Here is a 25,709-nt window from a genome sequence, read left to right as displayed (position 1 = left end):
TCGGCCAGCGGCCGGCCGTCGCCGTGCAGGCCGCCGAGGCCCTCGCGGACCACGGTGGCGCAGCTGCCCAGCACCTGCGGCGCGGCGAAACCGCCCGGCGCGGCCAGGTAGGCGCGCAGACCGAGGCGCGCCTGGTTGAGGCTCAGGCGCTGGCCGCGGCGCACGACGAAGCTGCGCCAGGGGGCGAGCGGCATGTCGTCGAGGCGCGCATCCAGGTCGGCGCCGCACAGGGCCAGGCAGACGTCCTGCTCGGCGACCAGGCTGAAGCCGCCGAGGGTGATCTCGATCACCGCGGCGTCCGGCGCATTGCCGAGCAGCCAGTTGGCCCAGCGCAGGGAGATCCAGTCGGCGCCGCCGCCCTGGCCGACGCCGAGGTGGCGCACGCCGAAGCGGCCGGCGTCCTGCAGGGTGGCCAGCAGGCCGTGGCGTTCGATCACAAGGCTCATGGCTGCACCTCGAAGGGGCTGTCGTCGCCGCCCAGGCGGAGAAACTCGGCGCGCTCGACCGGCACGAAACGCACGCGGTCGCCCGGCTGCAGCAGGCTGCGGCCCGCTTCGCGGTCGAACAGCGGGATGGGCATGCGCCCGATCAGGTTCCAGCCGCCGGGGGAGACGGAGGGATAGACGGCGGTCTGGCGGTCGGCGATGCCCAGGCTGCCGGCGGGCACCCGCTGGCGCGGGGTGGCCAGGCGCGGCGAGGCCAGCTGCGGCTCGACCAGGCCCATGAAGGCGAAGCCGGGGGCGAAGCCGAGGGCGAACACCTGGTACTCGCGGCTGCTGTGCAGTTCGATCACCCCGGCGCTGCCCAGGCCGCTGCGCTCGGCGAGCAGGGGCAGCTCGGGGCCGACGCTGGCGTCATACCACACCGGCAGGCGGTGCAGGGTGCCGCTGCCGGCGCGGGCCGGCTCGAGATCGTGCAGCGCCGCGCGGATCAGCGCGCGGGCCTGGCCGTCGTCCAGCTGCGCGAGGTCGTAGTGCAGCATCAGGGTGGTGTAGGAGGGGACCAGGTCGACCAGCGCCGCGCCGAAGGTCTCGCGCAGGCGCTGCGTGGCGGCCAGCAGCCAGGGCATGTGCGCCTCGTCGATGGCGTCGAACAGGCGCAGCATCAGGCAGTCGATGGCGACGGGCTCGATGCGCAGGTTCATGCCGGCAGCCCGTCCAGCGCTTCGCGGATGCGCCGCACCGCGGCCACCGAGCTGGCGTTGTCGCCGTGCACGCACAGGCTGTCGGCGCGCAGCACCAGGGCGCTGCCGTCGCTGGCGGTCAGCGGCTTACCGCTGGCCAGGGCCAGCGCTTGGGCGATCACCTGCTCGCTGTCGTGGTGCACCGCGCCGGGCAGGCTGCGCGCGACCAGGAACCCTTCGCCGTCGTAGGCGCGGTCGGCGAAGGTCTCGAACCACAGCGAGATGCCCTCTTCGGCGGCCAGCGCCTCGGCGGCGCTGTTGTCGCGTACCGACATCAGCATCAGCGGCAGGGCGGGATCGTACAAACGCACCGCACGCAGTACCGCGCGCAGCAGTTCGGGCTTGCGCATCATGTCGTTGTACAGCGCGCCGTGCGGCTTGACGTAGCTGACCCGGCTGCCCTCGGCGCGGCAGATGCCGTCCAGCGCGCCGATCTGGTAGAGCAGCATGTCCTCGACTTCCTGCGCGCTGCAGGCCAGCGAGCGGCGGCCGAAGCCGACCAGGTCGGGGTAGGCGGGGTGGGCGCCGATGCGTACCTCGTGCCGCACCGCCAGGGCCACGGTGCGGCGCATGATCGAGGGGTCGGCGGCGTGGAAGCCGCAGGCGATGTTGGCGCAGTCGATGTGCGGCATGACCTCGGCGTCGAGGCCCATGGTCCAGGCGCCGAAGCTTTCGCCGATATCGCAGTTGAGGAGCAGGCGACTCATGGCTGGTTTCCCCTGGTTGTTGTTGGTGGGTTAGGGAGGGCGTTGGAGCGTCCTTGGTAAAACAATGATAAAACGTTGATAAAACGTCAACATAAATTTGCTATGCGGCGGCGCTGCGGATGAGCGGCGCATTCCTGCTATCCTTGCCCGCCCCAATCGCCTCCCCGATGGAATGCCCGATGGCTGATCTACCCACCCCCCGGTCGCCGCGCTCGCCCATAGTGGCCTCCGCCCACCTGGCGGCGCAGTCGCAGGAGCTGTCCGAGTTCGAGTTCGGCCTGATCATCGCCGGCCATGCCTTCATGCGCTGGATGGAGCGCTGCATGAAGGCCGCCGGCGGCGCCGAGCTCAACGCCCTCGACGTGATGGTGCTGCACAACCTGACCAGCCGCGACCGCGCCAAGCGCCAGGCGGACCTGTGCCTGCTGCTCAACATCGAGGACACCCACACGGTGACCTACGCGCTGAAGAAGCTGATCAAGCTCGGCCTGGTGGAAGGCGAGAAGCAGGGCAAGGAGATGTTCTACCGCACCACCGAGCAGGGCCGCGCGCTGTGCCTGGAGTACGCCGAGATCCGCGGCGAATGCCTGATCTCCTCCTTCGAGAGCCTGAAGATCGACCCCGCCGAGCTGCACCGTCTGGCCGGCCTGCTGCGTACCCTGTCCGGCGTCTACGACCAGGCCGCCCGCGCCGCCACCTCGCTGTGATCCGTCCGTCCCCTGCCGAGTCCCGAACCGAATCCCCGATGCGCATCGTTCCCCGTTCCCTGCCGTCCGTCCTGCCTGATCTCGGCGACCTGCCGCCGCTGCTGACCCGCCTGTACGCCGCCCGCGGCGTGCAGTCCGCCGCCGAGCTGGACAAGGCGCTGGCGCGGCTGATTCCGTACCGCGAGCTGCTGGGCATCGACGCCGCGGTCGAGCTGCTGGTGGCGGCGCTGGAGCAGCGTCAGCGCATCGTCATCGTCGGCGACTTCGACGCCGACGGCGCTACCGCCAGCAGCGTCGGCGTGCTGGCGCTGCGCATGCTCGGCGCCGCGCACGTCGACTACCTGGTGCCCAACCGCTTCGAGTACGGCTACGGCCTGACCCCGGAGATAGTCGCGGTGGCGCTGGAGAAGCGCCCCGAACTGCTGATCACCGTCGACAACGGCATCTCCAGCATCGACGGCGTGGCGGCGGCCAAGGCGGCGGGCCTGGCGGTGCTGGTCACCGACCACCACCTGCCCGGCCACGAACTGCCGGCGGCCGACGCCATCGTCAATCCCAACCAGCCGGGCTGCAGCTTCCCGAGCAAGGCGCTGGCCGGCGTCGGGGTGATCTTCTACGTGCTGCTGGCGCTGCGCGCGCGGTTGCGCGAGCTGGACTGGTTCGCCCGCGCAGGCATTGCCGAGCCGAACCTCGCCGAACTGCTCGACCTGGTGGCGCTCGGCAGCGTCGCCGACGTGGTGCCGCTGGACGCCAACAACCGCATCCTGGTCCACCAGGGCCTGGCGCGCATCCGCGCCGGCCGCGCCCGGCCGGGGCTGCGCGCGCTGCTCGAGGTGGCTGGCCGCGACCACCGGCGCATCACCTCCACCGATCTGGGCTTCATCCTCGGCCCGCGCCTCAACGCCGCCGGCCGGCTGGACGACATGAGCCTCGGCATCGAGTGCCTGCTCTGCGAGGACGAGGCGCTGGCCCGCGACATGGCGCAGCAGCTCGACCAGCTCAACCACGACCGCAAGGCCATCGAGCAGGGCATGCAGCGCGAGGCGCTGGCCCAGCTCAAGGACCTCAAGGTCGAAGAGCTGCCGTTCGGCCTGTGCCTGTTCGACGCCGACTGGCACCAGGGGGTGATCGGCATCCTCGCCTCGCGGCTCAAGGAGCGCTACCACCGGCCGACCATCGCCTTCGCCGACGCCGGCGACGGTGTGCTCAAGGGCTCGGCGCGCTCGATCCCCGGCTTCCACATCCGCGACGCCCTGGACGCGGTGGCGGCGCGCCATCCCGGGCTGATCAGCAAGTTCGGCGGTCACGCCATGGCCGCCGGCCTGTCGCTGCCGCAGGAGAACTTCGGCGCTTTCGCCGCCGCCTTCGACGCCGAGGCGCGCCGCCAGTTGGTCGAGGACGACCTCGCCGGGCGCCTGCTCACCGACGGCTCGCTGTCCGCCGAGGAGTTCTGCCTCGATCTCGCCCAGCAGCTGCGCCACGCCGGCCCCTGGGGCCAGCATTTCCCCGAGCCGCTGTTCCACGGCGTGTTCGAGATCGTCCAGCAGCGCATTGTCGGCGAGCGCCACCTCAAGCTGGTGCTGAAGAGCGAGTGCGGCCGCGCCCAGCTCGACGCCATCGCCTTCAACATCGACCGCGAACTGTGGCCCAACCCCAACGTGCGCTGGGCCGAGGTGGCCTACAAGCTGGACGTCAACGAGTACCGCGGCCAGGAGAGCGTGCAGCTGCTGGTGGCGCATATCGAGCCGCGCTGAGGCAGCACCGATGGTTCCCACGCTCCTGCGTGGGAACCGGCCTTGGGTGCTCCGCGCCCATGGGACGCAGAGCGTCCCCGGAGGTGTGCCCATGCTGGAGCGTGGGCACGATCAAAAAACCGCTGCCGACCTGGTCTGGGACGCTCTGCGTCCCTGCGCCCCTTGATTCTCCGCCCGAGCGGTGCCATATCCGCAGGATAACGGACGACCTGCGGAGCCCTGCCATGATCCAGCTGTTCCAGCCGCTGACCCTGCGGCAACTGACCATCCCCAACCGCATCGCCGTGTCGCCGATGTGCCAGTACAGCGCCCGCGACGGGCTGGCCAACGACTGGCATCTGGTCCATCTGGGCAGTCGCGCCACCGGCGGCGCCGGCCTGATCATCGTCGAGGCCACCGGAGTCACCGCGGAGGGGCGGATCAGTCCGCATTGCCTGGGCCTGTGGGACGACGCACAGATCGAGCCACTGCGCCGCATCACCCGCTTCATCCATTCCCAGGGCTCGGTGGCCGGCATCCAGCTGGCCCATGCCGGGCGCAAGGCCGGCACCTGGCGACCGTGGGAGGGCAAGACTGGCTCGGTGCCGCGGGAGCAGGGCGGATGGACGCCGCTGGCGCCCTCGGCGATCGCTTTCGATGACAGTCACCACGTTCCGCAGGTCATGAGCCGCGAGCAGATCGCCGCGCTGGTGCAGGACTTCGTCCGCGCCGCCGAGCGGGCGCTGGCGGCCGGCTTCAAGGTGGCCGAGGTGCACGCCGCCCACGGCTACCTGCTGCACCAGTTCCTCTCGCCGCTGAGCAACCAGCGCGACGACGAGTACGGCGGCAGCTTCGCCAACCGCACCCGCCTGCTGCTGGAAGTGGTCGAGGCGGTGCGCGCGGTGTGGCCGGCCGAGCTGCCGCTGCTGGTGCGCCTGTCGGCCACCGACTGGATCGACGGCGGCTGGAGCGAGCGCGAAACCGTCGAGCTGGCCGGCCTGCTGCGCGAGCGCGGTGTCGACCTGATCGACGTGTCCTCCGGCGGGCTGGCGCCCAACGCGCAGATCCCGGTGGGGCCGGGCTACCAGGCGCGCTTCGCCGAGCGGGTGCGCCGCGAGGCCGGCATCGCCACCGGCGCGGTCGGTCTGATCACCGAGCCGGCGCAGGCCGAACACGTGCTGCGCAGCGAGCAGGCCGACCTGGTGCTGCTGGCCCGCGAGCTGCTGCGCGACCCCTACTGGCCGCTGCACGCCGCCGAGACGCTCGGCCATCGCCTGGCCTGGCCGGCGCAGTACGTGCGCGCCGCCCAGCGCGACACGCCGATCCGCGAGCTGGGCGAGGAGCTGGACTGACGTCGTCACATCCGCTTGCAGTTTTGCGTGGCCGCCGGGCGTTGTCCCGGCGGGCTGCCCGGCATAATCGGCTGATCTTCACAGGAGGCTGAACATGGATACCCGCAGTCTGCTCGACCAGTTGCTCAAGGCCGCCCCCGGCCTGCTCGGCAACGCCGGCAATCAAGCGAAACCGCGCAGCGAGGAACGTCCGGGCGGCAAGGACAGCGGGCTGGGCAGCCTGCTCTCCGGTGCGGCCGGTGGCGGCCTGGCCGCTGGCGCCATCGGCCTGTTGCTGGGCAGCAAGAAGGCGCGCAAGTACGGCGGCAAGGCGCTGACCTACGGCGGCCTGGCCGCGCTCGGAGTGATGGCCTACAAGGCCTACAGCAACTGGCAACAGCAGCAGGGCGCCGCCAGTGCGGCCCCCAGTGCCCCGCAGACCATCGACCGCCTGCCGCCGCCGCAGGCCGAGCAGCACAGCCATGCGATCCTGCGCGCGGTGATCGCCGCGGCCAAGGCCGACGGCCATATCGACGAGCGCGAGCGCCAGTTGATCGATGCCGAGGTGGCCAAGCTCAGCCAGGATCCGCAGTTGCTGCGCTGGATCGATGCCGAACTGCACCAGCCGCTGGACCCGGCGGCGGTGGCGCGCGCCGCGCAGACGCCGGAGATGGCCGCCGAGATGTACCTGGCCAGCCTGCTGCTGGTCGACGAGCAGAACTTCATGGAACGCGCCTACCTCGACGAGTTGGCCCGCCAGCTGCGTCTCGACCCGGCGCTGCGCAGCGAGCTGGAGCGCCAGGTGCAGCAGGCGCAGTAACGGGATCAGCCGGCGTCGTGGTACTCCGGCAGCTCGCCGAGGCGCTGCCGGAGGAAGTCCACCAGCTGGCGCACCTTGGGCGACAGGTTGCGCTGCGGCGGATGCAGCGCCCACACCGCGGTGTTCGGCGGGCGCTGGTCGTCCAGCAGGGCGACCAGCGCACCGCTCCTGAGGTGCTCAAGCACGTAGTAGTCGGGCAGCTGGCACAGGCCGAAGCCGCGCAGGGCGGCGTCGAGCACCGCCGTGCCGCTGTTGCAGCGCCAGTTGCCCTGTACGCGCAGCTGGGTTTCCCCGCCGTCGTCGGCGAAGTTCCACAGATCGCTGCTGCCGACCAGGCAGTTGTGCCGCGCCAGTTCGGCCAGGCTGCGCGGCGTACCGGCGCGCTCCAGGTAGGTCGGCGCGGCGCACAGGTACATCTCCCGCGGCGCCAGGCGGGTGGCCACCAGACGTTCGTCGCCCAGACGGCCGAGGCGGATGGCCAGGTCGAGGCCCTCGTGGAGCAGGTCGAGCGGGCGGTTGGTCAGCTGGATGTCGATGCTGAGCTGCGGGTGCAGACTCATGAATTCGTTGACCAGCGGCACCACGAAGCGCTCGCCGTAGGCCACCGCGCAGGTCATGCGCAACAGCCCCTTGGGCTCGGCGGACAGGTCGCTGACCGCGCGCCAGGCCTCGTCGCGGGCGTCGATCAGGTTGCGGCAGTGCTGCAGGAAGGTCTGCCCGGCCTCGGTCAGGCTGACCCGGCGGGTGCTGCGATACAGCAGGCGGGTCTGCAGGCACTCCTCGAGGCGGGCGACCTGCCGGCTGACGTGCGAGGAGGACACGCCGAGGCGCTCGGCGGCGGCGGTGAACTGGCCGCATTCGGCGACGGCGACGAATTCGTCGAGCCCTTCCCAGCGGTTCATGGCGACTCCTGGATTATCCCTGTGTAGCAATAATATTTTGTCTCGAGGCCGATTACTCGCCATTCTGAGCTGATCTACACTTTTCGCCATCTTCGCGCGGTGGCGACCGGCTGCCGCGTCGGTCCCCTCAGCGTTCCAAGGAGTTGCGCATGATCAAGTCGCGAGCCGCCGTCGCCTTCGCCCCCAACCAGCCGCTGCAGATCGTCGAGGTGGATGTCGCGCCGCCGCAGAAGGGCGAGGTGCTGGTGCGCATCGTCGCCAGCGGCGTGTGCCATACCGACGCCTACACCCTGTCCGGCCAGGACAGCGAGGGCGTGTTCCCCTGCATCCTCGGCCACGAGGGTGGCGGCATCGTCGAGGCAGTCGGCGAGGGCGTCACCTCGGTGAAGGTCGGCGACCACGTGATCCCGCTGTATACCGCCGAGTGCCGCGAGTGCAAGTTCTGCAAGTCCGGCAAGACCAACCTGTGCAGCTCGGTGCGCGCCACCCAGGGCAAGGGCCTGATGCCCGATGGCACCACCCGCTTCAGCTACAACGGCCAGCCGGTCTACCACTACATGGGCTGCTCGACCTTCTCCGAGTACACCGTGCTGCCGGAAGTCTCGGTGGCGGTGATCCCTAAGGAAGCGCCGCTGGAGAAGGTCTGCCTGCTCGGCTGCGGGGTGACCACCGGCATCGGCGCGGTGCTCAACACCGCCAAGGTCACCGAGGGCTCGACCGTGGCGATCTTCGGCCTGGGCGGCATCGGCCTCGCGGCGATCATCGGCGCCAAGATGGCCAAGGCCTCGCGCATCATCGGCATCGACATCAACCCGGCCAAGGAGGTCGTGGCCCGCGAGCTGGGCCTCACCGACTTCGTCAACCCGAAGGACCATGACAAGCCGATCCAGGACGTGATCGTCGAGATGACCGACGGCGGCGTGGACTACAGCTTCGAGTGCATCGGCAACGTGCAGCTGATGCGCGCGGCGCTGGAGTGCTGCCACAAGGGCTGGGGCGAGTCGACCATCATCGGCGTGGCCCCGGCCGGCGCCGAGATCAGCACCCGCCCGTTCCAGCTGGTCACCGGCCGCGTCTGGCGCGGCAGCGCCTTCGGCGGCGTCAAGGGCCGCACCGAGCTGCCCAGCTACGTGGAGAAGTCGCAGAAGGGCGAGATCCCGCTGGACACCTTCATCACCCACACCATGGGCCTGGAGGACATCAACAAGGCCTTCGACCTGATGCACGAGGGCAAGAGCATCCGCACCGTCATCCACTTCTGAGTGGCGTGACGCACTGCTCTCGATGATCGCGCCCACGCTCCTGCGTGGGCGCGCCGTTTCCGGACATCGTTCAAGGATTTCCCCATGAGCCTCGAACTGCTTTCCAGCCAGAAGAGCTTCGGCGGCTGGCATAACCGCTACCGCCACCACTCCGCCACCCTCAAGTGCGACATGACGTTCGCCGTCTACCTGCCGCCGCAGGCCGAGCAGGGCGCGAAACTGCCGGTGCTGTACTGGCTGAGCGGGCTGACCTGCACCGACGAGAACTTCATGCAGAAGGCCGGCGCCCAGCGCCTGGCCGCCGAGCTGGGGCTGGTGCTGGTGGCGCCGGACACCAGCCCGCGCGGGCCGGACGTGCCGGGCGATCCGGACGGCGCCTGGGACTTCGGCCTCGGCGCCGGCTTCTACCTGAATGCCACCCGGGAGCCCTGGGCGCACCACTACCGGATGCACGACTACGTGGTGCTCGAGCTGCCGGCACTGGTCGAGGCGAACTTCCCGGTCAGCGACAAGCGCGGCATCAGCGGTCACTCCATGGGCGGGCATGGCGCGCTGGTCTGCGCCCTGCGCAATCCGGGGCGATACCGCTCGCTGTCGGCGTTTGCACCGATCGCCAATCCGAGCAGTTGCCCTTGGGGCGAGAAGGCCTTCTCGCGCTACCTCGGCGAGGACCGCGACAGCTGGCGCGAGTGGGATGCCTGCGCGCTGCTGATCGCGGCCCGCGAGCGTCTGCCGATCCTCGTCGACCAGGGCGAGGCCGACAGCTTCCTCGAGCTGCAGCTCAAGCCCGAGGTGCTGCGCGCCACCGCCGCGGCGGCCGGCCATCCGCTGACCCTGCGCCTGCAGCCGGGCTACGACCACAGCTACTGGTTCATCGCCAGCTTCATCGACGACCACCTGCGCCATCATGCGGCGGCGCTGAAAGGCTGAGCCGCCCCGGCGGCGGGCCACTCCTGTAGAATCGCGCCCTGAATTCCTTCAGGGCGTATTTCCATGCGTATCGGCCACGGCTACGACGTGCACCGCTTCGGCGAGGGCGAGTTCATCACCCTCGGCGGCGTGCGCATTCCCCACAAGTTCGGGCTGGTTGCCCATTCCGACGGCGACGTGCTGCTGCACGCGCTGAGCGATGCGCTGCTCGGCGCGGCGGCGCTCGGCGACATCGGCCGGCACTTCCCGGACACCGACCCGCAGTTCAAGGGCGCCGACAGCCGCGTGCTGCTGCGTCATGTGCTGGCGCTGGTGCAGGGCAAGGGCTGGCGGGTCGGCAACGTCGACGCCACCATAGTCGCGCAGGCGCCGAAGATGGCCCCGCACATCGAGGCGATGCGCGCGCACATCGCCGCCGACCTGCAGGTCGAGCCTGATGCGGTCAACGTCAAGGCCACCACCACCGAGAAGCTCGGCTTCACCGGACGCGAGGAGGGCATCGCCGTGCACGCGGTCGCCCTGCTGCTGCCGCGATGAGCGAGGTGCTCGACGAGCCGGCCCTGCTCGGACCGACTGCCTGGGGCGAGCCGTGCGGCTCCGCGGTGCTCAAGCACAGCGCCGAGGACTTCCAGGTCAACGAGGTGCTCGACATCCCGCTGTCCGGTGCCGGCGAGCACCTGTGGCTGTGGGTGGAGAAGCGCAATCTCAATACCGAGGAGGCGGCGAAACGCATCGCCCGCGCCGCCGGCGTGCCGCTCAAGGCGATCAGCTACGCCGGGCTCAAGGACCGCCAGGCGCTGACCCGTCAGTGGTTCAGCCTGCACCTGCCGGGCAAGGCCGATCCGGACCTCGCCGCCGCCGAAGGCGACGAGCTGCGCATCCTCGAGCGCACCCGCCATTCGCGCAAGCTGCAGCGCGGCGCCCATGCGGCCAACGGCTTCATCATCCGCCTGACCGCCCTGCAGGCCGACCGCGAGGCGCTGGAGTCGCGCCTGCGGCAGATCGCGGCTGGCGGCGTGCCCAACTACTTCGGCCTGCAGCGCTTCGGCTTCGACGGCGGCAACCTGCACGAGGCGCGCCACTGGGCCGGGCAGGGCAGCCTGCCCGAGCAGCGCAACCGCCGCTCGCGGGTGCTCTCGGCGGCGCGCAGCTACCTGTTCAATCGGGTGCTCGCCGCGCGGGTCGCCGAGGGCTGCTGGAACCGTGCGCTGCCCGGCGACCTGCTGGCCTTCACCGACAGCCGCAGCTTCTTCCCGGCCGGCGAGGCCGAGTGCGGCGACCCGCGTCTGGCCGCGCTGGACCTGCATCCCACCGGGCCGCTGTTCGGCGCCGGCGAGCTGGAGACCCGAGGCGCGCCGCTGGCCCTCGAGCAGCAGGTGCAGGAAGGGGATGGCGCCCTGGTCCGCTGGCTGGCGGAGGCTGATCTGCGGCAAGAGCGGCGCATCCTGCGCCTCCCCATCGGCGGGCTGACGTGGCATTATTCCGCCATCGATACCCTGCAACTGGAATTCGTCCTGCCGGCCGGCTGCTTCGCCACCGTGGTCGTGCGCGAACTCGTCCAACTGATGCCGAGCGGAACTACGGAAACGCCATGCGCTTACTGATCGCCAACGATGACGGCGTGTACGCCCCCGGGATAATCGCCCTGCACGAGGCGCTGGCGGACTATGCCGAGTGCGTGGTGATCGCACCCGATGCCGACCGCAGCGGCGCCAGCAGCTCGCTGACCCTCGACCGCCCGCTGCATCCGCAGCGTCTGGGCAACGGCTACATCAGCGTCAACGGCACCCCCACCGACTGCGTGCACCTGGGCCTCAACGGTCTCCTCGAGCACACCCCGGACATGGTGGTGTCGGGCATCAATCTCGGTGCCAACCTGGGTGACGACGTGCTCTACTCCGGCACCGTGGCGGCTGCCCTCGAGGGGCGTTTCCTCGACAGGCCGGCATTCGCCTTCTCGCTGCTGTCGCGTCTGCCCGACAACCTGCCGGCTGCCGCGCACATCGCCCGCCGACTGGTCGAGGCGCACGACAAGCTGGAACTGCCGCCGCGCACGGTGCTCAACGTCAACATTCCCAACCTGCCGCTGGAGCGCATCCGCGGGGTGCAACTGACCCGCCTCGGCCATCGTGCCCGCGCGGCGGCGCCGGTCAAGGTGGTCAATCCGCGCGGCAAGGAAGGCTACTGGATCTCGGTGGCCGGCGACGCCGAAGACGGCGGGCCGGGGACCGACTTCCATGCGGTGATGCAGGGCTACGTGTCGATCACCCCATTGCAGCTGGATCGCACCTTCCACGAGGCCTTCCGCGGCCTGAGCATCCTGGAGAGCCTGTTTTGATTACGGACGATCTGCAGCGCCGAGGGATAGGCATGACCTCCCAGCGCACCCGTGAACGGCTGGTGCAGCGCCTCAGCGAGGAGGGCATCGCCGATCCCCGGGTGCTCGAGGTGATCCGTCGCACGCCGCGTCACCTGTTCGTCGACGAGGCGCTGGCGCATCGCGCCTATGAGGACACCGCACTGCCGATCGGTCACAACCAGACCATCTCCCAGCCGTTCATGGTGGCGCGCATGACCGAGCTGCTGCTGGCCGGCGGGCCGCTGGACAAGGTGATGGAGATCGGTACCGGCTCCGGCTACCAGACCGCGGTGCTGGCCCAGCTGGTCGAGCGGGTGTTCTCCGTCGAGCGCATCCAGTCGTTGCAGGACCGCGCCAAGGAGCGCCTGCTTGAACTCAACCTGCGCAACGTGGTCTTTCGCTGGGGCGACGGCTGGGAGGGTTGGCCGGCGCTGGCGCCGTACAATGGCATCCTCGTCGCCGCCGCCGCAACGCAGGTGCCGCAGGCCCTGCTCGACCAGTTGGCGCCGGGCGGACGCCTGGTGATTCCGGTCGGCAGCGGCGACGAGCAGCAACTGATGCTGATCGTCCGCGAGGGGGGTGGTTTCACCCGCCAGGTTCTGGATCCGGTACGCTTCGTGCCCCTGCTGACCGGCTCGGTGTTCTGAGTCGCATCTTCTGTTTTACGGAAAAAACCGATGCAAAATCCCTTCCTGCTGTTTGCCAAGGGCGTGGCCATGGGGGCAGCCGACGTGGTGCCCGGGGTCTCCGGCGGCACTATCGCCTTCGTCAGTGGCATCTACGACGAACTGCTGCGCTCGATCGCCGCCGTGCCGGTGGCCCTGCGCGACCTGCTGCGCGGCAACCTGCGCCAGGCCTGGCGGACCGCCAATGCCAACTTCCTGCTGGTCCTGCTCTCGGGCATCCTGTTCAGCGTGTTCAGCCTGGCGCGGCTGATCACCTGGCTACTCGAGCACCAGCCGATCCCGATCTGGTCGTTCTTCTTCGGCCTGATCGTGGTGTCGACCTGGCTGGTCGGCCGCGAGATCCGCCGCTGGAACTGGCCGAGCTGGCTGAGCCTCGCTCTCGGTGCGCTGTTCGCCTGGTGGATCACGGTCGCCGCGCCCATGCAGTGGGGGCATGATCCGCTGAGCCTGTTCTTCGCCGGCGCCATCGCCATCTGCGCGATGATCCTGCCGGGCATTTCCGGCAGCTTCCTGCTGGTGCTGATGGGGCTGTACAGCTTCGTTCTCGATGCGGTGAAAAGCTTCGATCTGGCCGTGCTGCTGGTGTTCGCCGCCGGTTGCGCCTGCGGACTGCTGAGCTTCGCGCGCCTGCTGAGCTGGATGCTCAACCATCTGCGCTGCCTGACCCTCACCTTTCTCACTGGCCTGATGCTCGGCTCGTTGAACAAGGTCTGGCCGTGGAAGGAAACCCTGACCTGGCGAACTGACAGCCACGGTGTGCAACAGCCGGTGCTGCAGGGCAACCTGCTGCCCTCGGGCTATGCCGAGGTCACCGGCCAGGACCCGCAGGTGCTGCTGGCCGTGCTGCTGGCCCTGGGGGGCGTGGCGCTGGTGCTGGGACTGGAGTGGGTGGCCAAGCGCCAGTTGCGCCAGGCCGGGCAGGAGGCTTGAGGCGAGGGATGAACATGGCAATCGGCATGAACGACTGCGGTCGCCTCAGAACCCTGCGGCTGGGGGCGGGGTTGGGCATGAGCCTGCTGCTGGCGCAGCTGGTTGGCTGTGCGACCTCCGGTGGCACCAGCGAAAGTATCGAGGCGCGACCGGCGAGTGCACCGGCGCGCCAGCCGGTTACCCATGGCCAGTACCGGGTGCGCAGCGGTGACACCCTCTACTCGATCGCGTCCCGCCATGGCTGGGACTGGCGGGCACTGGCGGAGCGCAACGCCATTCCCGCCCCCTACACCATCCGCGTCGGTCAGGTGATCCGCTTCTCCGGCAGCGGACCGGTAGTGCCCATGGCGGTCAGCGGTAGCGCCGTCTCTGCTCCGGTGACCACCACCAGGGCGACCCGGTCGCCCGTGACCGCCCCGGCGACGGTGCAACCTTCGGGGGCGGCGACCGTTTCTTCCGCCGGCTGGACCTGGCCTGCCAATGGCCAGTTGATCGCGCTGTTCTCCTCAAACAGCAGTTTGAACAAAGGCATTGATATAGCCGGCGAAATGGGCCAGCCTGTAGTTGCGGCGTCTGCAGGCAATGTTGTATATGCCGGAAGCGGACTCAGGGGATACGGCGAGCTCGTTATCATCAAGCATAGCGACACTTACGTCAGTGCCTACGGACACAACCGTAGATTGCTGGTTCGGGAGGGGCAGCAGGTCAAGGCCGGCCAGACGATTGCCGAGATGGGTGCCACGGGGACTGATCGGGTGAAGCTGCATTTCGAGATTCGCCGACAGGGCAAGCCCGTCGACCCGCTGCAATATCTGCCGCGTCGCTGAACTGTCACCCTTTGCCGATAGCGTGAGTAGACGGGTTCTCGTGCAGGGCAGCGCAAGTTGCCACCGGACCTGTGGTCGAACTCAGCAAAGGGACAGAAACGATGGCCATTACAAAAATAACGCCGGAGTTTGACAGTGACGAGGAAGTTCTCCTTCTGGAGATAAACGTCGCTGCGGATATGCTCTCGTCCGATACGGACGAAGGCGACAGCGGCAATGAGGCATTCGCCGGCTCAGCCACGGTTGGGGGTGGACGCCAGCACAAGTTCGTCGACTACAGTCGGGCACTGGATGCGACGCAGCTGTATCTCAACGAGATCGGTTTCTCGCCCCTGCTCAGTCCCGAGGAAGAGGTCCATTTCGCCCGCATGGCTCGCCGCGGCGAGGTTGCCGGGCGCAAGCGGATGATCGAGAGCAACCTGCGCCTGGTGGTGAAGATCGCCCGGCGCTATGTCAATCGCGGCCTGACCCTGCTCGACCTGATCGAGGAGGGTAACCTCGGTCTGATCCGCGCAGTGGAGAAGTTCGACCCGGAGCGGGGTTTCCGCTTCTCCACCTATGCAACCTGGTGGATCCGCCAGACCATCGAGCGGGCGATCATGAACCAGACCCGCACCATCCGTCTGCCGATCCACGTGGTCAAGGAGCTCAACGTCTACCTGCGCGCCGCGCGGGAGCTGACCCAGAAGCTCGACCACGAGCCCACCGCCGAGGAAATCGCCCAACTGCTGGAGAAGCCGGTGGCCGAGGTCAAGCGCATGCTCGGCCTCAACGAACGGGTGACCTCTGTGGACGTGGCTCTCGGCCCGGACTCCGACAAGACCCTGCTGGACACCCTGACCGACGACCATCCGACCGATCCTTGCGAGCTGCTGCAGGACGAGGACCTCGGTCAGAGTATCGACCAGTGGTTGTCCGACCTGACCGAAAAGCAGCGCGAAGTGGTCATCCGCCGTTTCGGCCTGCGCGGACATGAAAGCTGCACCTTGGAGGAGGTCGGGCGGGAGATCGGCCTGACCCGCGAGCGGGTGCGGCAGATCCAGGTCGAGGCGCTCAAGCGCCTGCGGGAAATTCTGGAAAGCAACGGCCTGTCCAGCGAGGCGTTGTTTCAGTAACCGGTATCCTCTTGAGTAATACCCGCGCAGTCTTGCGTGCGAACCCGGCCCCGGCCGGGTTTCGTATTTGCGGGGCGGTGTTTTATTGCGGGTACAAGTTCCGGGCGAATGCTGCAAGTGCATGTAAGCCATGACTTACGCATGCTGTAGGAGAGTCGCTGCGCGCCGGAGTGGAAAACGACCCTTCATCTCGGTTTTGTCTTTTATGTTGTTGTTTTTAAAGGATTATTTTTATCCATGGCAGGCGTGTCGGTGCCTCTGGGTCGAGCATCCGGGTGCTTGCAGCCGCGATCGGCGCCGCTAATATCACAACTGCGGACAGGGAAGAACGCAGCCGGCATGGAAGCCGGTCAGGACACCGCCGGAGGCGGCTCACCAGGAAGGTGATAGGGAACAAAGAGTGGCGGGGGTCATACCCCGCCCTTTTTTTTGTCTGCGGTTTTTGCCTGCGGCCGACGCCCTGTGCCGATAGGGCGAACGGGACGCCATCAGCACTCGCGGATCACGGGACGGCTCGGGTCGGTGATCCACTCGCTCCAGGAGCCTGCATACAGCGTGCCCAGCGGGAAGCCGGCGAGGCACAGGGCAAACAGGTTGTGGCAGGCGGTCACTCCGGAGCCGCAGTAGGCCACCAGTCGTTCCTGGGGGCGGCTGCCGAGCAGGGCGGCGAAGCGCTGGCGCAGGGCTTCGGCCGGCAGGAAGCGCTCATGGCTGTCCAGGTTGTCGATGAATGGGGCGCACTGGGCGCCGGGGATGTGGCCGGCGACCGGGTCGATGGGTTCGACTTCGCCCCTGAAGCGCGGCAGGCCCCTCGCGTCCAGCAGGGTCAGCTGCGGATCGGCGAGTCGACTCAGCAGCGCGTCACTCTCCACCACCAGGTCGTTGTCCGCTTGCCCCTCGAAATGGCCGAGCGGCGGTTGCGGCTGTTCGTGCTGCAGCGGCAGGCCGGCGTCGCGCCAGGCGTTCATGCCGCCGTCGAGCAGGTACACGCCTTCGCGCTTGCCCAGCCACAGCAGCAGCCACCAGGCGCGCGCGGCGAACGCGCCCGGACCGTCGTCGTACAACACGATCTCGCTGTCGTCGTCGACGCCCCAGTCGCGCAGGCGCCGGCACAGCCGCTGCGGATCGGGCAGCGGATGGCGGCCGGTGCGTCCAGCTACCACGGGAGCGGACAGATCCTCCTCGAGGTCGGCGAAGCAGGCGCCGGGGAGGTGGCCGGCGGCGTGTGCGCGGCGGCCGTAGCCGGGGTCTTCCAGGGCGAAGCGGCAGTCGAGAATCCTCAGCTCGGACCGGCCCAGGCGTTGGGCCAGGGCCTCGGGGGTGATCAGGCGGGCGAGCGACATCCGGTGGCTCCTCATGGGGTGCGGGCGGGCCGGGCATGGCCCGCGAACGGGCCCAGCTTAACCCGCGGCGGACGCGCTGCGCAGGGGATTCCCACGCGATTCGCCGCCCTGCGCGTTATACTGCGCTCTTTTGCAGGAGAGCCCCGTGCCCGCTATCGATATCCGCTGGATCCTGGATGATGCGACCCTCGCCGACCGTTGCCGGGAGTGGCGCACGCGGCCCTTCGTGACGCTGGATACCGAGTTCATGCGGGTGGACACCTTCTACCCGATCGCCGCGCTCGTGCAGGTGGGCGATGGCGAGGCCGCCTGGCTGATCGACCCGCTGCGCATCACCGACTGGACGTCCTTCGCCGCGCTGCTCGAGGATCCCGCGGTGGTCAAGGTGCTGCATTCGTGCAGCGAGGACCTCGAGGTGTTCCAGCGCCTGACCGGCAGCCAGCCGCAGCCGCTGTTCGACACCCAGATCGCCGCCGGCTACCTGAACATCGGCTTCTCGATGGGCTACTCGCGGCTGGTCAAGGAGCTGCTCGGCCTCGAGCTGCCCAAGGACGAAACCCGCTCCGACTGGCTGCAGCGCCCGCTCAGCGAGATGCAGGTGCGCTACGCCGCCGAGGACGTGCAGCATCTGTGCGAGGTCTATCGCGAGCTGGAGCGCCGACTGCCCGCCGACAAGCGTGCCTGGCTGCTCGAGGACGGCGCCGAACTGATCGCCGGCCAGCGCGAGGTGCACGATCCGCAGGAGGCCTGGCGCGAGGTCAAGCTGGCCTGGCGCCTGAACGGCCAGCAGCTGGCCGTGCTGCGAGCCCTCTGCGCCTGGCGCGAGGAGCAGGCGCGCCAGCGCGACCAGCCGCGCAACCGCATCCTGCGCGAGCGTTCGCTGTGGCCGCTGGCGCGCACCCAGCCGCGCGACCTGGTGACCCTGGCGCGCATCGAGGACATGCATCCGCGCACCGTGCGCCAGGACGGCGAGACCATCCTGCGCCTGATCGCCGAGGCAGCCGCGCAGCCGGCCGAGCAGTGGCCGGCGCAGTTGCCCGAGCCGCTGCCGCTGGAGGTATCGCCGCTGCTGAAGAAGCTGCGCGCGGTCGGTCAGCGCGAGGCCGAGCGCCTGCAGATCGTCCCCGAACTGATGCTGCGCAAGAAGGTGCTCGAGGCCCTGCTCAAGACCGGCTACCCGTCCGGTCCCTATTCGCTGCCCGATTCCCTGCGTGGCTGGCGCCGGGCCCTGATGGGCCAGGCGCTGCTCGATACCCTGTCCTGAGATCGCCGATGAAACGTATCTGCTCCATCTACAAGAGTCCGCGCAAGCGCGAGATGTACCTGTATGTCGACAAGCGCGAGGCGCTGGCCCGGGTGCCCGAGGCGCTGCTCAGCGCGTTCGGCGCTCCGCAGCACGTGTTCGACATGCTGCTCACCGCCGAGCGCAAGCTGGCCCGCGAGGATGCGGCCAAGGTGCTGGAAAACATCGAGCGGCAGGGCTACCACCTGCAGATGCCGCCGCCGGAGGAGGAGTACATCGAGCACCTCCCGGAAGAGCTGCTGCGCCGCAACGACCCGGTCTGAACCCGGTTTTCCGCCGGTCGCGCCGCCGCTTGGCCGGCGACCGGCGTGCGGCTAGACTGCCGCCCCCCGCACGGAGTCCCGCCATGGCCGCCAAGACCGAATCCTTCTGGAAACTCAAGACCCTCGCCCAGCTCGACCGTGACGAGTGGGAATCGCTGTGCGACGGCTGCGGCCTGTGCTGCCTGCAGAAGCTCGAGGACGAGGACGACGGCAGCGTCTACTACACCCGCATCGCCTGCAAGCTGCTCGACCTCGATACCTGCCGCTGCAGCGACTATGCCGAGCGCAAGCGTTTCGTACCCGACTGCATCCAGCTCACTCCCGAGCAGGCCGACCAGTTCCGCTGGCTGCCGCCCACCTGCGCCTACCGGCTGGTGGCCGAGGGCAAGGACCTGCTGCCCTGGCATCATCTGGTCTGCGGCGACCCGCAGGCGGTGCACGACGCGCGCATCTCCCAGGCCGGACGCATGCTCAGCGAAACGAGCGTCGCCGAGGACGACTGGGAGGAGCACCTGATTTTTCGCGCCGGCTGAACCTGTCGGGGCCGGTGGCATCCAATCCCGCAGCAAAGGAGAACCTGCCATGTTTCAACGCTTCAAGCTGCCCTTGGCTGCACTGCTGCTGGGATTGTCCGCGTCGCTGCCGGCGGCGCAGCGCGTCGACGTCGATTACCGGGTGCGCTTCCTGCCGGACAGCGATCAGGCCGAGGTCACCGTCACCCTGGAGCGCGGCGAGGCGCTCAGGTACCTCGACTTCAGCCTGGGCGATCAGGGCTACTACAGCGATTTCCAGGCCCAGGGCGAATGGCAGCAGACCGGCCCCGAGCGTGGCATCTGGCGCCCGCAGGAGGGCAGGGCCCAGCTCAGCTACCGGGTGAAGATCAGCCATCCGCGTGACAACGGCCGCTTCGACGCGCGCATGACCCCGGACTGGGCGCTGCTGCGCGGCGACGATCTGGTTCCGCCGGCGAAGATCGACGTGGAGTCCGGCGTCGAGCTGGTCAGCCGCCTGCAGTTCGAGCTGCCCGAGGGCTGGCGGAGCGTCGAGACCGGCTGGCCGCGCATCGGCAAGAATCGCTTCCGCATCGACAACCCGGCGCGCCTGTTCGACCGCCCCACCGGCTGGATTCTCGCCGGCAAGCTCGGCAGCCGCCGCGCCGTCCTCGGCAAGACCGACGTCACCGTGGCGGCACCGGTGGGCGAGGGCGTGCGGCGCATGGACATCCTCACCCTGCTGACCTTCGTCTGGCCTCATGCCCAGGCGGTTTTCCCGCGCGAGCCGGACAAGCTGCTGATCGTCGGCGCCGGCGATCCGATGTGGCGCGGCGGTCTGTCCGCGCCCAACTCGCTGTACATGCACCGCGACCGCCCGCTGGTCAGCGAGAACGGCACCAGCTCGCTGGTGCACGAGCTGGTTCATGTGTTCAGCCGCATCAGCGACACCGACCGCAGCGACTGGATCACCGAGGGCGTCGCCGAGTACTACGCCATCGAGCTGATGCGTCGCGCCGGCGGGCTGAGCGAGGACCGCTACCAGAAGATCCGCGAGCAGCTGACCCGCTGGAGCCGCAAGGTGAGCTCTCTGCGCGGCGAGCGGGCCAGTGGACCGGTGACGGCGCGGGCGGTGCTGCTGCTGCAGGATCTCGACGCCGAGATCCGCAAGGCCAGCGGCGGCCAGCGTTCGCTGGACGACGTGACCCGCGGGCTGATGCGCCTGGACAAGGCCAGCACCGAGGACTTCGTGCAGATCAGCGAGAGCGTGCTGGGCGGCCCGTCGAAGGTGCTGGACACCCGCCTGTTGCGCTGACCGCGCACTTCCCCCGCTTGTTGTTTTCTCCAGGACAGGCTCCGCGCGCAGGCGCGGGGCCTGTTTGTCTTGGCTGCCGGAAAGCCTGTGCGATTCATTGAACGCCTTGCGGCATGTTGTGCCTCCCGATTGTGCAGAATGCTGATCGGGAGCACTGAAATGCTGCACGACGTGTCACCGCTGGTAACGCCGTGTGTGCTTCGGTAGCTATCGATAATGCACTGATCATCAAGAAATTTTCCCGGACGATGGCGCGGATGGGGTCTGCGCCGCGGTTTTCTGGGTGTAGCGGTTTTCTTTACAGTCGTGTTCGAAAAGTTGGAATGCTTCGTGCATTTATTTTTACGCTCAAGAACAACAGAGCCTGCTTATGGAGGTAGGAAATACGATGAGCGTTGATAACCGCACCACCAGCTTTGCCCGCGTGCTCGGGCGCAAGGAAGTCCTGGCCCTGTCGTTCGGCGCGATGATCGGCTGGGGCTGGATCGTGCTGACCGGCAGCTGGATCCAGTCCGCCGGCAGCCTCGGCTCGATCCTCGCCTTCCTCCTCGGCGGTCTGGCCATCGTGCTGATCGGCCTGACCTACGCCGAACTCGCCGCAGCCATGCCGCAATCGGGCGGCGAGCACGTCTACAGCTACCGTGCCCTCGGCCACTTCGCTTCCTTCGTGTGTACCTGGGCCATCGTGCTGGGCTACGTCTCGGTGGTGGCCTTCGAGGCGGTGGCCCTGCCCACCGTGCTCGACAACCTGATTCCCGGCTATCAGGTCGGCTACCTGTGGACGGTGGCGGGCTGGGACGTGATGGCCTCCTGGGTGGCGGTCGGCATGCTCGGCTCGATCATGATGACCGCGGTCAACTACTTCGGCGTGCAGACCGCCTCGCTGATCCAGAAGGTGGTGACGGTGCTGATCCTCGCCGTCGGTGTGATGTTCATCACCGGCGCGCTGTTCGAGGGTGAAACCGGCAACATGGACCCGCTGCTGGTCGGTGGCAGCGCCGGGGTGCTCACCGTGCTGATGATGGTGCCGTTCATGTTCGTCGGCTTCGACGTGATCCCCCAAGCGGCCGAGGAGGTCAACCTGCCGCCGCGCGAGATCGGCAAGATGCTGATCTTCTCGGTGCTGATGGCCGTGGCCTTCTATGCGCTGATCATCCTTGGCGTCAGCCTGGCGATCCCGGCCGGCGCCATCAGTGCCGACGTGCTGACCGTGCCGCAGGCGATGGGGACCATTTATGGTGCGCCCTGGGCCGCCAAGCTGATGATCCTGGCCGGTGTCGCCGGCATCGTCACCAGCTGGAACGCCTTCTACATCGGCGGCAGCCGGGCGATCTACGCGCTGGCCCATGCCGGCATGCTGCCGGCCTTCCTGGCCAAGCTGCATCCGCGCTACAAGACCCCGACCAACGCCATCCTGCTGATCGGCATGCTCAGCACCGCCGCGCCGCTGCTGGGGCGCAAGGCGCTGGTGTGGTTCGTCGATGCCGGCAGCCTGGCCATCGTCATCGCCTACCTGTTCGTCGCCCTGTCGTTCGTGGTGCTGCGCGTGCGCGAGCCGCACATGCCGCGCCCCTTCAAGGTACGCGCCGGCATGCTGGTCGGCGTGGTGGCGGTGCTGCTGAGCGTGGCCATGGCGGCCATGTACATGCCGTTCAGCCCGTCGGCGCTGGTGCCGGTGGAGTGGGCGCTGTTCGTCGCCTGGATGGGCATCGGCCTGGTCCTGTATGTCTACTCGCGCCGCCGCTACGGCGTGCACCACAGCGCGCAGGTGATGGCGCGCGAGCTGTCCTGATCGACAGCCGCAGGCAGGAAGGGGCGCCTCGGCGCCCCTTCCTGCATTTGCCCGCTCAGCCCAGCTTCAGCACCTTGAGCAGGAAGGCGTACTCCAGCGCCGCGTCGCGCAGCGCCTGGTAGCGGCCGCTCATGCCGCCGTGGCCGGCGTCGAACTCGGTCTTGAGCAGCAGCAGGCGGTCGTCGGTCTTGCTCGCCCGCAGCCTGGCCACCCACTTGGCCGCCTCCCAGTACTGCACGCGGCTGTCGTGGTAGCCGGCCACGGCGAGGATCGCCGGATAGGCCTGGGCGGTGACGTTCTCATAGGGGGCATAGGCCCGGATGCGCTGGTAGACCTCGGGCTCGTTCGGGTCACCCCACTCGTCGTACTCGGTCACCGTCAGCGGCAGCTCGGGGTTCTGCATGGTGTTGAGGATGTCGACGAAGGGCACCTCGGCGATGGCCGCGGCGAACAGTTCCGGGCGCTGGTTGAGCACCGCACCGATCAGCAGGCCGCCGGCGCTGCCGCCGCTGATCGCCAGCTGTCCTGGCGTGGTGTAGCCATCGGTGATCAGTTGCTCGGCGCAGGCGATGAAGTCGCCGAAGGTGTTCTGCTTGTGCGCGAGCTTGCCGGCCTGGTACCAGGCCTCGCCCAGCTCGCCGCCGCCGCGCACGTGGGCGATGGCGAACAGGAAGCCGCGCTCCAGCAGGGACAGCCGCGCGTGGGAGAACCAGGGGTCGAGGCTCTCGCCGTAGGCGCCGTAGCCATACAGGTACAGCGGCGCCGGGCGCCGGCCCTCGAGCACCTCGCGGCGACCGACCAGGCTGACCGGCACTTGCGTGCCGTCAGCGGCGGTAGCCCAGATGCGCCGGCTCTCGTAGGCGTCGGCGTCGAACGGGCCTTCCACCGGGGTCTGCTTGAGCACTGTCTGCGCGCCCGTGGCCAGCTCCAGCTGGCGGATCTGCGCCGGGCGGTTGAGCGCCTCGTAGCGCAGGCGGATCACCGGGCTGTCGAACTCCAGATGGTCGTAGACGTGCAGGCTGTAGGCGGCGTCCGGCAGCTGCACCCGGTAGGGCGCCGCGCCGCGCGGCAGCACCTCGATCACCGGCAGGCCGTTGTCGCGCAGGCCGAGGGTGAGGGCGCCGGCGTTCAGGCTGACCTCCTCGAGCATCAGCGCCTCGCGATGGGCCACCAGTTCCTGCCAGTGGTCGCGGGTCGGCGCGCCTTCCCCGGCGCGGTACAGGGCGAAGTTGATGCCCGCCTGGTTGCTGCGGATCACCCAGCTCCACTGGCCGTCGACCTGGCCGTGGTCGGGGTAGTACTCGTGGCCTTCCTCGCGCGGGGCAAGGCACTGGAAGGAGCCGTCCGGCCGCTCGGCATCCAGCACCCAGGCCTCGCTGGTGGTCTTGCTGGCCAGCAGCAGGATCAGCTGGCGCTCGGAGCTGGAACGGTGACAGCCGAGGAAGAAGCGCCCGTCGCGCTCCTCGAACACCAACTCGGCGCCGTCCTCGCCCAGGCGGTGGCGGTACAGCTTGTGCGGCCGGTGGGTGTCGTCCAGCTCGCCGAAGAACAGCGTGCGGCTGTCGTTGGCCCAGGTCATGCTGCCGTCGCAGTCGTCGAAGGGCAGGGCGGTGATGTCGCCGCTGGCCAGCTCCTTGACGAAAAGCTCATAGACCTCGTCGCCCTGGGTGTCCAGGCTGTAGGCCAGGCGGCAGTGGTCGGGGCTGATGCTGAAGGCGCCGATGGCCAGGTAGCCGTCGCCGGCCAGTGCGTTGGGATCGAGCAGCAACTGCTCGGCGCTTTCGTCGACGACCAGCGAGCCGTCGGCCGGGAGCGGGCAGCGGTAGTGGCGCGGATACTCCTCGCCGGCGGTGGTGCGCTGGTAGTACAGCCAGGGGCCCCAGGGCGTCGGCAGCGACAGGTCGGTCTCGCGGATGCGCGCGCGGATCTCCTCGAACAGCTGTTCGCGCAGCTCGGTGGTATCGGCCAGCTGCTCCTCCAGCCAGGCGTTCTCGGCGTGCAGGTAGGCGAGCACTTCGGCGTCGTCGCGCTGCTCCAGCCAGGCGTAGGGATCGGCGCCGTCCTGGCGGCGGGCGATGGGCGGGGTGGTGGACATCGGCTACTCCAGCCGCGTCTGGCGCGCGGCTCCGGGGAAAAGCCGCTATCATAAGCGCCCTGATTCCGCCGCTGCCATGCACCGATGACCGAACAAGACTATCTCCTCGCCTGGGCCGTGTACGGCGTCGCCGCGCTGGCCGCGCTGGCGGTTGGCTTCCGCATGACCGGCTGGATGTGGCGCGCCCTGCGCGAGCCGCTGCGGGTGATCATGGCGGTGCTGCTGTTCACCCCGACCCTGGTCGACCCGCTGCGCGACCTGTATGCGCCCGCCATCGCCATCAGCGCGCTGGACCTGCTGTTCGATACCGGCAGCAATGTCTGGCGCGCGGTCACCGACCTGGCCACCTTCGGCATGGCCGCCTTCGTCCTGTACTTCGTGTTCGTCGCCATCCGCTGGCCGCTGCAGCGCCGCCGGCGGGCGCGCCAGGCCGCCGCCGAGGCGGCACGCGAGCCGACCCTCGCCGAGGTGCTGGCGCAGCAGGGCGGCGGCGAGCGTCGCGAACCCAGGTTGTAAGGGCCGCATTGCCAGGGAGAGTCGATCATGTGCGAACTGCTGGGCATGAGCGCCAACGTGCCGACCGACATCGTCTTCAGCTTCACCGGGCTGATGCAGCGCGGCGGGCGCACCGGGCCGCACCGCGACGGCTGGGGCATCGCCTTCTACGAGGGCCGCGGCCTGCGCCTGTTCCAGGACCCGCAGGCGAGCAGCGAGTCGGAGGTGGCGCGGCTGGTGCAGCGCTACCCGATCAAGAGCGAGGTCGTGATCGGCCACATCCGCCAGGCCAACGTCGGCAAGGTCAGTCTGGCCAACACCCATCCGTTCGTGCGCGAACTGTGGGGGCGCAACTGGTGCTTCGCCCACAACGGTCAACTGGCCGGACTCGTGCCTCTGACCGACTTCTACCGGCCGGTGGGCGATACCGACAGCGAGGCGGCCTTCTGCGATCTGCTCAATCGGGTGCGTGGTGCTTTTCCCGAGCCCGTGGAAGTGGAGCAGCTGCTGCCGATCCTGGTCGAGGCCTGTGCCGGCTATCGCCGTCTCGGCGTATTCAACACCCTGCTCAGCGATGGCGACTGGCTGTTCAGCTTCTGCTCCACCAAGCTGGCTCACATCACCCGCCGTGCGCCCTTCGGCCCGGCGCAGCTCAAGGATGCCGACGTGGCGGTGGACTTCCAGGCGGAAACCTCGCCCGATGACGTGGTCACGGTGATCGCCACCGAGCCGCTGACGGCCAACGAGAACTGGGGACGCTACCAGTCCGGGCAGTGGAAGCTGTGGCGCCGCGGCGAACTGCTGGCGAGCGGCCAGGTCGAAAGCTGAGCGAATCGCAGGCACAAAAAAACCCGGCTCGAGAGCCGGGTTTTTCACATCTGGATCAGCGGATCAGCCGATGACCTGGATGTTGGAAGCTTGCTTGCCCTTCGGACCGGTGGTCACGTCGAAGGACACTTTCTGGTTCTCGGCCAGGGTCTTGAAGCCCTGAGCGCGGATTTCGGAGAAGTGGGCGAACAGATCGTCACCACCGTCGTCCGGCTTGATGAAACCGAAACCTTTGGTGTCGTTGAACCACTTAACAGTGCCAGTTGCCATTTCGTGCAATTCCTAGGTGTTG

Annotated in this window: 27 protein-coding genes; 20 read left to right on the top strand and 7 right to left on the bottom strand. The window is 68.6% G+C overall.

Going from position 1 to position 25,709, the window contains the following annotated elements; translation table 11 throughout:
• The 3 genes from E5198_RS02855 to E5198_RS02845 all read right to left on the bottom strand — a co-directional run.
• Positions 1 to 446, bottom strand: a 446-nt coding sequence (locus tag E5198_RS02855; RefSeq protein ID WP_372239859.1) for a biotin-dependent carboxyltransferase family protein, incomplete at its 3' end; no start/stop codon positions are given.
• On the bottom strand, positions 443 to 1,144 hold the full coding sequence (locus E5198_RS02850; protein ID WP_136488505.1) for an allophanate hydrolase subunit 1: 702 nt from the start codon (positions 1,142 to 1,144) through the stop codon (positions 443 to 445). The genes E5198_RS02855 and E5198_RS02850, both read right to left, overlap by 4 nt.
• Complete coding sequence (locus E5198_RS02845; RefSeq protein WP_136488504.1) at positions 1,141 to 1,890, bottom strand: 5-oxoprolinase subunit PxpA; 750 nt, start codon at positions 1,888 to 1,890, stop codon at positions 1,141 to 1,143. The genes E5198_RS02850 and E5198_RS02845 overlap by 4 nt, the downstream gene beginning before the upstream one ends.
• A gap of 179 nt (positions 1,891 to 2,069) precedes the next feature.
• On the opposite strand from E5198_RS02845, the gene E5198_RS02840 reads away from it, so the two are divergent.
• The 4 genes from E5198_RS02840 to E5198_RS02825 all read left to right on the top strand — a co-directional run bounded on the left by E5198_RS02840 (position 2,070) and on the right by E5198_RS02825 (position 6,481).
• Positions 2,070 to 2,597 (top strand): winged helix DNA-binding protein, encoded by a 528-nt coding sequence (locus E5198_RS02840; RefSeq protein WP_136488503.1) that lies wholly within the window; start codon positions 2,070 to 2,072, stop codon positions 2,595 to 2,597.
• A 38-nt stretch (positions 2,598 to 2,635) separates the two neighbouring features.
• Entirely contained in the window at positions 2,636 to 4,351 is a 1,716-nt protein-coding gene (gene recJ, locus E5198_RS02835) for a single-stranded-DNA-specific exonuclease RecJ (RefSeq protein ID WP_136488502.1), read from the top strand.
• A gap of 224 nt (positions 4,352 to 4,575) precedes the next feature.
• Positions 4,576 to 5,682: an NADH:flavin oxidoreductase/NADH oxidase gene (locus E5198_RS02830; RefSeq protein WP_136488501.1), complete on the top strand. Its 1,107-nt coding sequence runs from the start codon at positions 4,576 to 4,578 to the stop codon at positions 5,680 to 5,682.
• A 94-nt stretch (positions 5,683 to 5,776) separates the two neighbouring features.
• Positions 5,777 to 6,481 carry a tellurite resistance TerB family protein gene (locus tag E5198_RS02825; protein ID WP_136488500.1) on the top strand — a complete coding sequence of 235 codons (705 nt, stop codon included), beginning with the start codon at positions 5,777 to 5,779 and terminating at the stop codon, positions 6,479 to 6,481.
• Positions 6,482 to 6,486: 5 nt separating this feature from the next.
• On the opposite strand, the gene E5198_RS02820 is transcribed toward E5198_RS02825, so the two are convergent.
• Positions 6,487 to 7,383, bottom strand: coding sequence for a LysR family transcriptional regulator (locus tag E5198_RS02820; RefSeq protein WP_136488499.1), 897 nt, complete (start codon positions 7,381 to 7,383; stop codon positions 6,487 to 6,489).
• A gap of 149 nt (positions 7,384 to 7,532) precedes the next feature.
• On the opposite strand from E5198_RS02820, the gene E5198_RS02815 reads away from it, so the two are divergent.
• The 9 genes from E5198_RS02815 (at position 7,533) to rpoS (ending at position 15,492) form a co-directional block, all read left to right on the top strand.
• Positions 7,533 to 8,645, top strand: a complete 1,113-nt coding sequence (locus E5198_RS02815) for an S-(hydroxymethyl)glutathione dehydrogenase/class III alcohol dehydrogenase (RefSeq protein ID WP_136488498.1) — start codon at positions 7,533 to 7,535, stop codon at positions 8,643 to 8,645.
• 84 nt (positions 8,646 to 8,729) lie between these two features.
• Positions 8,730 to 9,575, top strand: a complete 846-nt coding sequence (gene fghA, locus E5198_RS02810) for an S-formylglutathione hydrolase (RefSeq protein WP_136488497.1) — start codon at positions 8,730 to 8,732, stop codon at positions 9,573 to 9,575.
• Between the two features lie 63 nt (positions 9,576 to 9,638).
• Positions 9,639 to 10,112 carry a 2-C-methyl-D-erythritol 2,4-cyclodiphosphate synthase gene (gene ispF, locus E5198_RS02805; RefSeq protein WP_136488496.1) on the top strand — a complete coding sequence of 158 codons (474 nt, stop codon included), beginning with the start codon at positions 9,639 to 9,641 and terminating at the stop codon, positions 10,110 to 10,112.
• Complete coding sequence (gene truD / locus E5198_RS02800; RefSeq protein WP_136488495.1) at positions 10,109 to 11,179, top strand: tRNA pseudouridine(13) synthase TruD; 1,071 nt, start codon at positions 10,109 to 10,111, stop codon at positions 11,177 to 11,179. Before ispF ends, truD begins: the two co-directional genes overlap by 4 nt.
• Positions 11,167 to 11,913 carry a 5'/3'-nucleotidase SurE gene (surE, locus tag E5198_RS02795; protein ID WP_136488494.1) on the top strand — a complete coding sequence of 249 codons (747 nt, stop codon included), beginning with the start codon at positions 11,167 to 11,169 and terminating at the stop codon, positions 11,911 to 11,913. Before truD ends, surE begins: the two co-directional genes overlap by 13 nt.
• A 32-nt stretch (positions 11,914 to 11,945) precedes the next feature.
• Complete coding sequence (locus tag E5198_RS02790) at positions 11,946 to 12,581, top strand: protein-L-isoaspartate(D-aspartate) O-methyltransferase (RefSeq protein WP_136488493.1); 636 nt, start codon at positions 11,946 to 11,948, stop codon at positions 12,579 to 12,581.
• 30 nt (positions 12,582 to 12,611) lie between these two features.
• On the top strand, positions 12,612 to 13,550 hold the full coding sequence (locus tag E5198_RS02785) for a DUF368 domain-containing protein (RefSeq protein ID WP_136488492.1): 939 nt from the start codon (positions 12,612 to 12,614) through the stop codon (positions 13,548 to 13,550).
• 8 nt (positions 13,551 to 13,558) lie between these two features.
• Positions 13,559 to 14,377, top strand: coding sequence for a peptidoglycan DD-metalloendopeptidase family protein (locus E5198_RS02780; RefSeq protein ID WP_372239858.1), 819 nt, complete (start codon positions 13,559 to 13,561; stop codon positions 14,375 to 14,377).
• Between the two features lie 101 nt (positions 14,378 to 14,478).
• On the top strand, positions 14,479 to 15,492 hold the full coding sequence (rpoS, locus tag E5198_RS02775; protein WP_136488491.1) for an RNA polymerase sigma factor RpoS: 1,014 nt from the start codon (positions 14,479 to 14,481) through the stop codon (positions 15,490 to 15,492).
• Between the two features lie 488 nt (positions 15,493 to 15,980).
• On the opposite strand, the gene E5198_RS02770 is transcribed toward rpoS, so the two are convergent.
• Positions 15,981 to 16,835, bottom strand: coding sequence for a sulfurtransferase (locus E5198_RS02770; protein ID WP_136488490.1), 855 nt, complete (start codon positions 16,833 to 16,835; stop codon positions 15,981 to 15,983).
• Between the two features lie 145 nt (positions 16,836 to 16,980).
• Here E5198_RS02770 and rnd point away from each other — a divergent pair, with 145 nt between their 5' ends.
• The 5 genes from rnd to E5198_RS02745 all read left to right on the top strand — a co-directional run bounded on the left by rnd (position 16,981) and on the right by E5198_RS02745 (position 21,999).
• Entirely contained in the window at positions 16,981 to 18,099 is a 1,119-nt protein-coding gene (rnd, locus tag E5198_RS02765; RefSeq protein ID WP_136488489.1) for a ribonuclease D, read from the top strand.
• 8 nt (positions 18,100 to 18,107) lie between these two features.
• A complete protein-coding gene (locus tag E5198_RS02760; protein ID WP_136488488.1) occupies positions 18,108 to 18,401 on the top strand; it encodes a YcgL domain-containing protein in 294 nt (97 codons plus the stop codon).
• 83 nt (positions 18,402 to 18,484) lie between these two features.
• Positions 18,485 to 18,934, top strand: coding sequence for a YcgN family cysteine cluster protein (locus tag E5198_RS02755; RefSeq protein WP_136488487.1), 450 nt, complete (start codon positions 18,485 to 18,487; stop codon positions 18,932 to 18,934).
• Positions 18,935 to 18,983: 49 nt separating this feature from the next.
• Complete coding sequence (locus E5198_RS02750; RefSeq protein ID WP_136488486.1) at positions 18,984 to 20,207, top strand: hypothetical protein; 1,224 nt, start codon at positions 18,984 to 18,986, stop codon at positions 20,205 to 20,207.
• A gap of 388 nt (positions 20,208 to 20,595) precedes the next feature.
• A complete protein-coding gene (locus tag E5198_RS02745; RefSeq protein WP_136488485.1) occupies positions 20,596 to 21,999 on the top strand; it encodes an APC family permease in 1,404 nt (467 codons plus the stop codon).
• A 55-nt stretch (positions 22,000 to 22,054) separates the two neighbouring features.
• Here E5198_RS02745 and E5198_RS02740 read toward each other — a convergent pair whose 3' ends face one another.
• Entirely contained in the window at positions 22,055 to 24,094 is a 2,040-nt protein-coding gene (locus E5198_RS02740) for a S9 family peptidase (RefSeq protein WP_136488484.1), read from the bottom strand.
• An 84-nt stretch (positions 24,095 to 24,178) separates the two neighbouring features.
• On the opposite strand from E5198_RS02740, the gene E5198_RS02735 reads away from it, so the two are divergent.
• Both E5198_RS02735 and E5198_RS02730 read left to right on the top strand, forming a co-directional pair.
• A complete protein-coding gene (locus E5198_RS02735; protein WP_136488483.1) occupies positions 24,179 to 24,610 on the top strand; it encodes an MFS transporter in 432 nt (143 codons plus the stop codon).
• 27 nt (positions 24,611 to 24,637) lie between these two features.
• Positions 24,638 to 25,417: a class II glutamine amidotransferase gene (locus E5198_RS02730; protein ID WP_136488482.1), complete on the top strand. Its 780-nt coding sequence runs from the start codon at positions 24,638 to 24,640 to the stop codon at positions 25,415 to 25,417.
• A gap of 63 nt (positions 25,418 to 25,480) precedes the next feature.
• Here E5198_RS02730 and E5198_RS02725 read toward each other — a convergent pair whose 3' ends face one another.
• Entirely contained in the window at positions 25,481 to 25,687 is a 207-nt protein-coding gene (locus E5198_RS02725; protein WP_136488481.1) for a cold-shock protein, read from the bottom strand.
• Positions 25,688 to 25,709 lie beyond the last annotated feature (22 nt).

Origin of the sequence: Pseudomonas sp. A-1, assembly GCF_004801855.1 — a bacterium.
In the GTDB taxonomy this organism is placed as follows: Bacteria; Pseudomonadota; Gammaproteobacteria; order Pseudomonadales; family Pseudomonadaceae; genus Geopseudomonas.
Note: the sequence above shows the minus strand (reverse complement) of the source record. Positions and strands in the feature narration are given on the sequence as shown.

What these genes read in the sequence shown, in the direction of transcription:
- E5198_RS02725 (WP_136488481.1), bottom strand. Translation starts at nt 25,687, where the DNA reads ATGGCAACTGGCACTGTTAAGTGGTTCAACGACACCAAAGGTTTCGGT.
- E5198_RS02740 (WP_136488484.1), bottom strand. Translation starts at nt 24,094, where the DNA reads ATGTCCACCACCCCGCCCATCGCCCGCCGCCAGGACGGCGCCGATCCC.
- E5198_RS02730 (WP_136488482.1), top strand. Translation starts at nt 24,638, where the DNA reads ATGTGCGAACTGCTGGGCATGAGCGCCAACGTGCCGACCGACATCGTC.
- E5198_RS02845 (WP_136488504.1), bottom strand. Translation starts at nt 1,890, where the DNA reads ATGAGTCGCCTGCTCCTCAACTGCGATATCGGCGAAAGCTTCGGCGCC.
- E5198_RS02755 (WP_136488487.1), top strand. Translation starts at nt 18,485, where the DNA reads ATGGCCGCCAAGACCGAATCCTTCTGGAAACTCAAGACCCTCGCCCAG.
- E5198_RS02780 (WP_372239858.1), top strand. Translation starts at nt 13,559, where the DNA reads ATGAACATGGCAATCGGCATGAACGACTGCGGTCGCCTCAGAACCCTG.
- E5198_RS02850 (WP_136488505.1), bottom strand. Translation starts at nt 1,144, where the DNA reads ATGAACCTGCGCATCGAGCCCGTCGCCATCGACTGCCTGATGCTGCGC.
- recJ (WP_136488502.1), top strand. Translation starts at nt 2,636, where the DNA reads ATGCGCATCGTTCCCCGTTCCCTGCCGTCCGTCCTGCCTGATCTCGGC.
- E5198_RS02820 (WP_136488499.1), bottom strand. Translation starts at nt 7,383, where the DNA reads ATGAACCGCTGGGAAGGGCTCGACGAATTCGTCGCCGTCGCCGAATGC.
- E5198_RS02790 (WP_136488493.1), top strand. Translation starts at nt 11,946, where the DNA reads ATGACCTCCCAGCGCACCCGTGAACGGCTGGTGCAGCGCCTCAGCGAG.
- E5198_RS02785 (WP_136488492.1), top strand. Translation starts at nt 12,612, where the DNA reads ATGCAAAATCCCTTCCTGCTGTTTGCCAAGGGCGTGGCCATGGGGGCA.
- rpoS (WP_136488491.1), top strand. Translation starts at nt 14,479, where the DNA reads ATGGCCATTACAAAAATAACGCCGGAGTTTGACAGTGACGAGGAAGTT.
- E5198_RS02825 (WP_136488500.1), top strand. Translation starts at nt 5,777, where the DNA reads ATGGATACCCGCAGTCTGCTCGACCAGTTGCTCAAGGCCGCCCCCGGC.
- E5198_RS02745 (WP_136488485.1), top strand. Translation starts at nt 20,596, where the DNA reads ATGAGCGTTGATAACCGCACCACCAGCTTTGCCCGCGTGCTCGGGCGC.
- E5198_RS02830 (WP_136488501.1), top strand. Translation starts at nt 4,576, where the DNA reads ATGATCCAGCTGTTCCAGCCGCTGACCCTGCGGCAACTGACCATCCCC.
- ispF (WP_136488496.1), top strand. Translation starts at nt 9,639, where the DNA reads ATGCGTATCGGCCACGGCTACGACGTGCACCGCTTCGGCGAGGGCGAG.
- E5198_RS02815 (WP_136488498.1), top strand. Translation starts at nt 7,533, where the DNA reads ATGATCAAGTCGCGAGCCGCCGTCGCCTTCGCCCCCAACCAGCCGCTG.
- E5198_RS02760 (WP_136488488.1), top strand. Translation starts at nt 18,108, where the DNA reads ATGAAACGTATCTGCTCCATCTACAAGAGTCCGCGCAAGCGCGAGATG.
- E5198_RS02750 (WP_136488486.1), top strand. Translation starts at nt 18,984, where the DNA reads ATGTTTCAACGCTTCAAGCTGCCCTTGGCTGCACTGCTGCTGGGATTG.
- E5198_RS02770 (WP_136488490.1), bottom strand. Translation starts at nt 16,835, where the DNA reads ATGTCGCTCGCCCGCCTGATCACCCCCGAGGCCCTGGCCCAACGCCTG.
- truD (WP_136488495.1), top strand. Translation starts at nt 10,109, where the DNA reads ATGAGCGAGGTGCTCGACGAGCCGGCCCTGCTCGGACCGACTGCCTGG.
- fghA (WP_136488497.1), top strand. Translation starts at nt 8,730, where the DNA reads ATGAGCCTCGAACTGCTTTCCAGCCAGAAGAGCTTCGGCGGCTGGCAT.
- E5198_RS02735 (WP_136488483.1), top strand. Translation starts at nt 24,179, where the DNA reads ATGACCGAACAAGACTATCTCCTCGCCTGGGCCGTGTACGGCGTCGCC.
- E5198_RS02840 (WP_136488503.1), top strand. Translation starts at nt 2,070, where the DNA reads ATGGCTGATCTACCCACCCCCCGGTCGCCGCGCTCGCCCATAGTGGCC.
- surE (WP_136488494.1), top strand. Translation starts at nt 11,167, where the DNA reads ATGCGCTTACTGATCGCCAACGATGACGGCGTGTACGCCCCCGGGATA.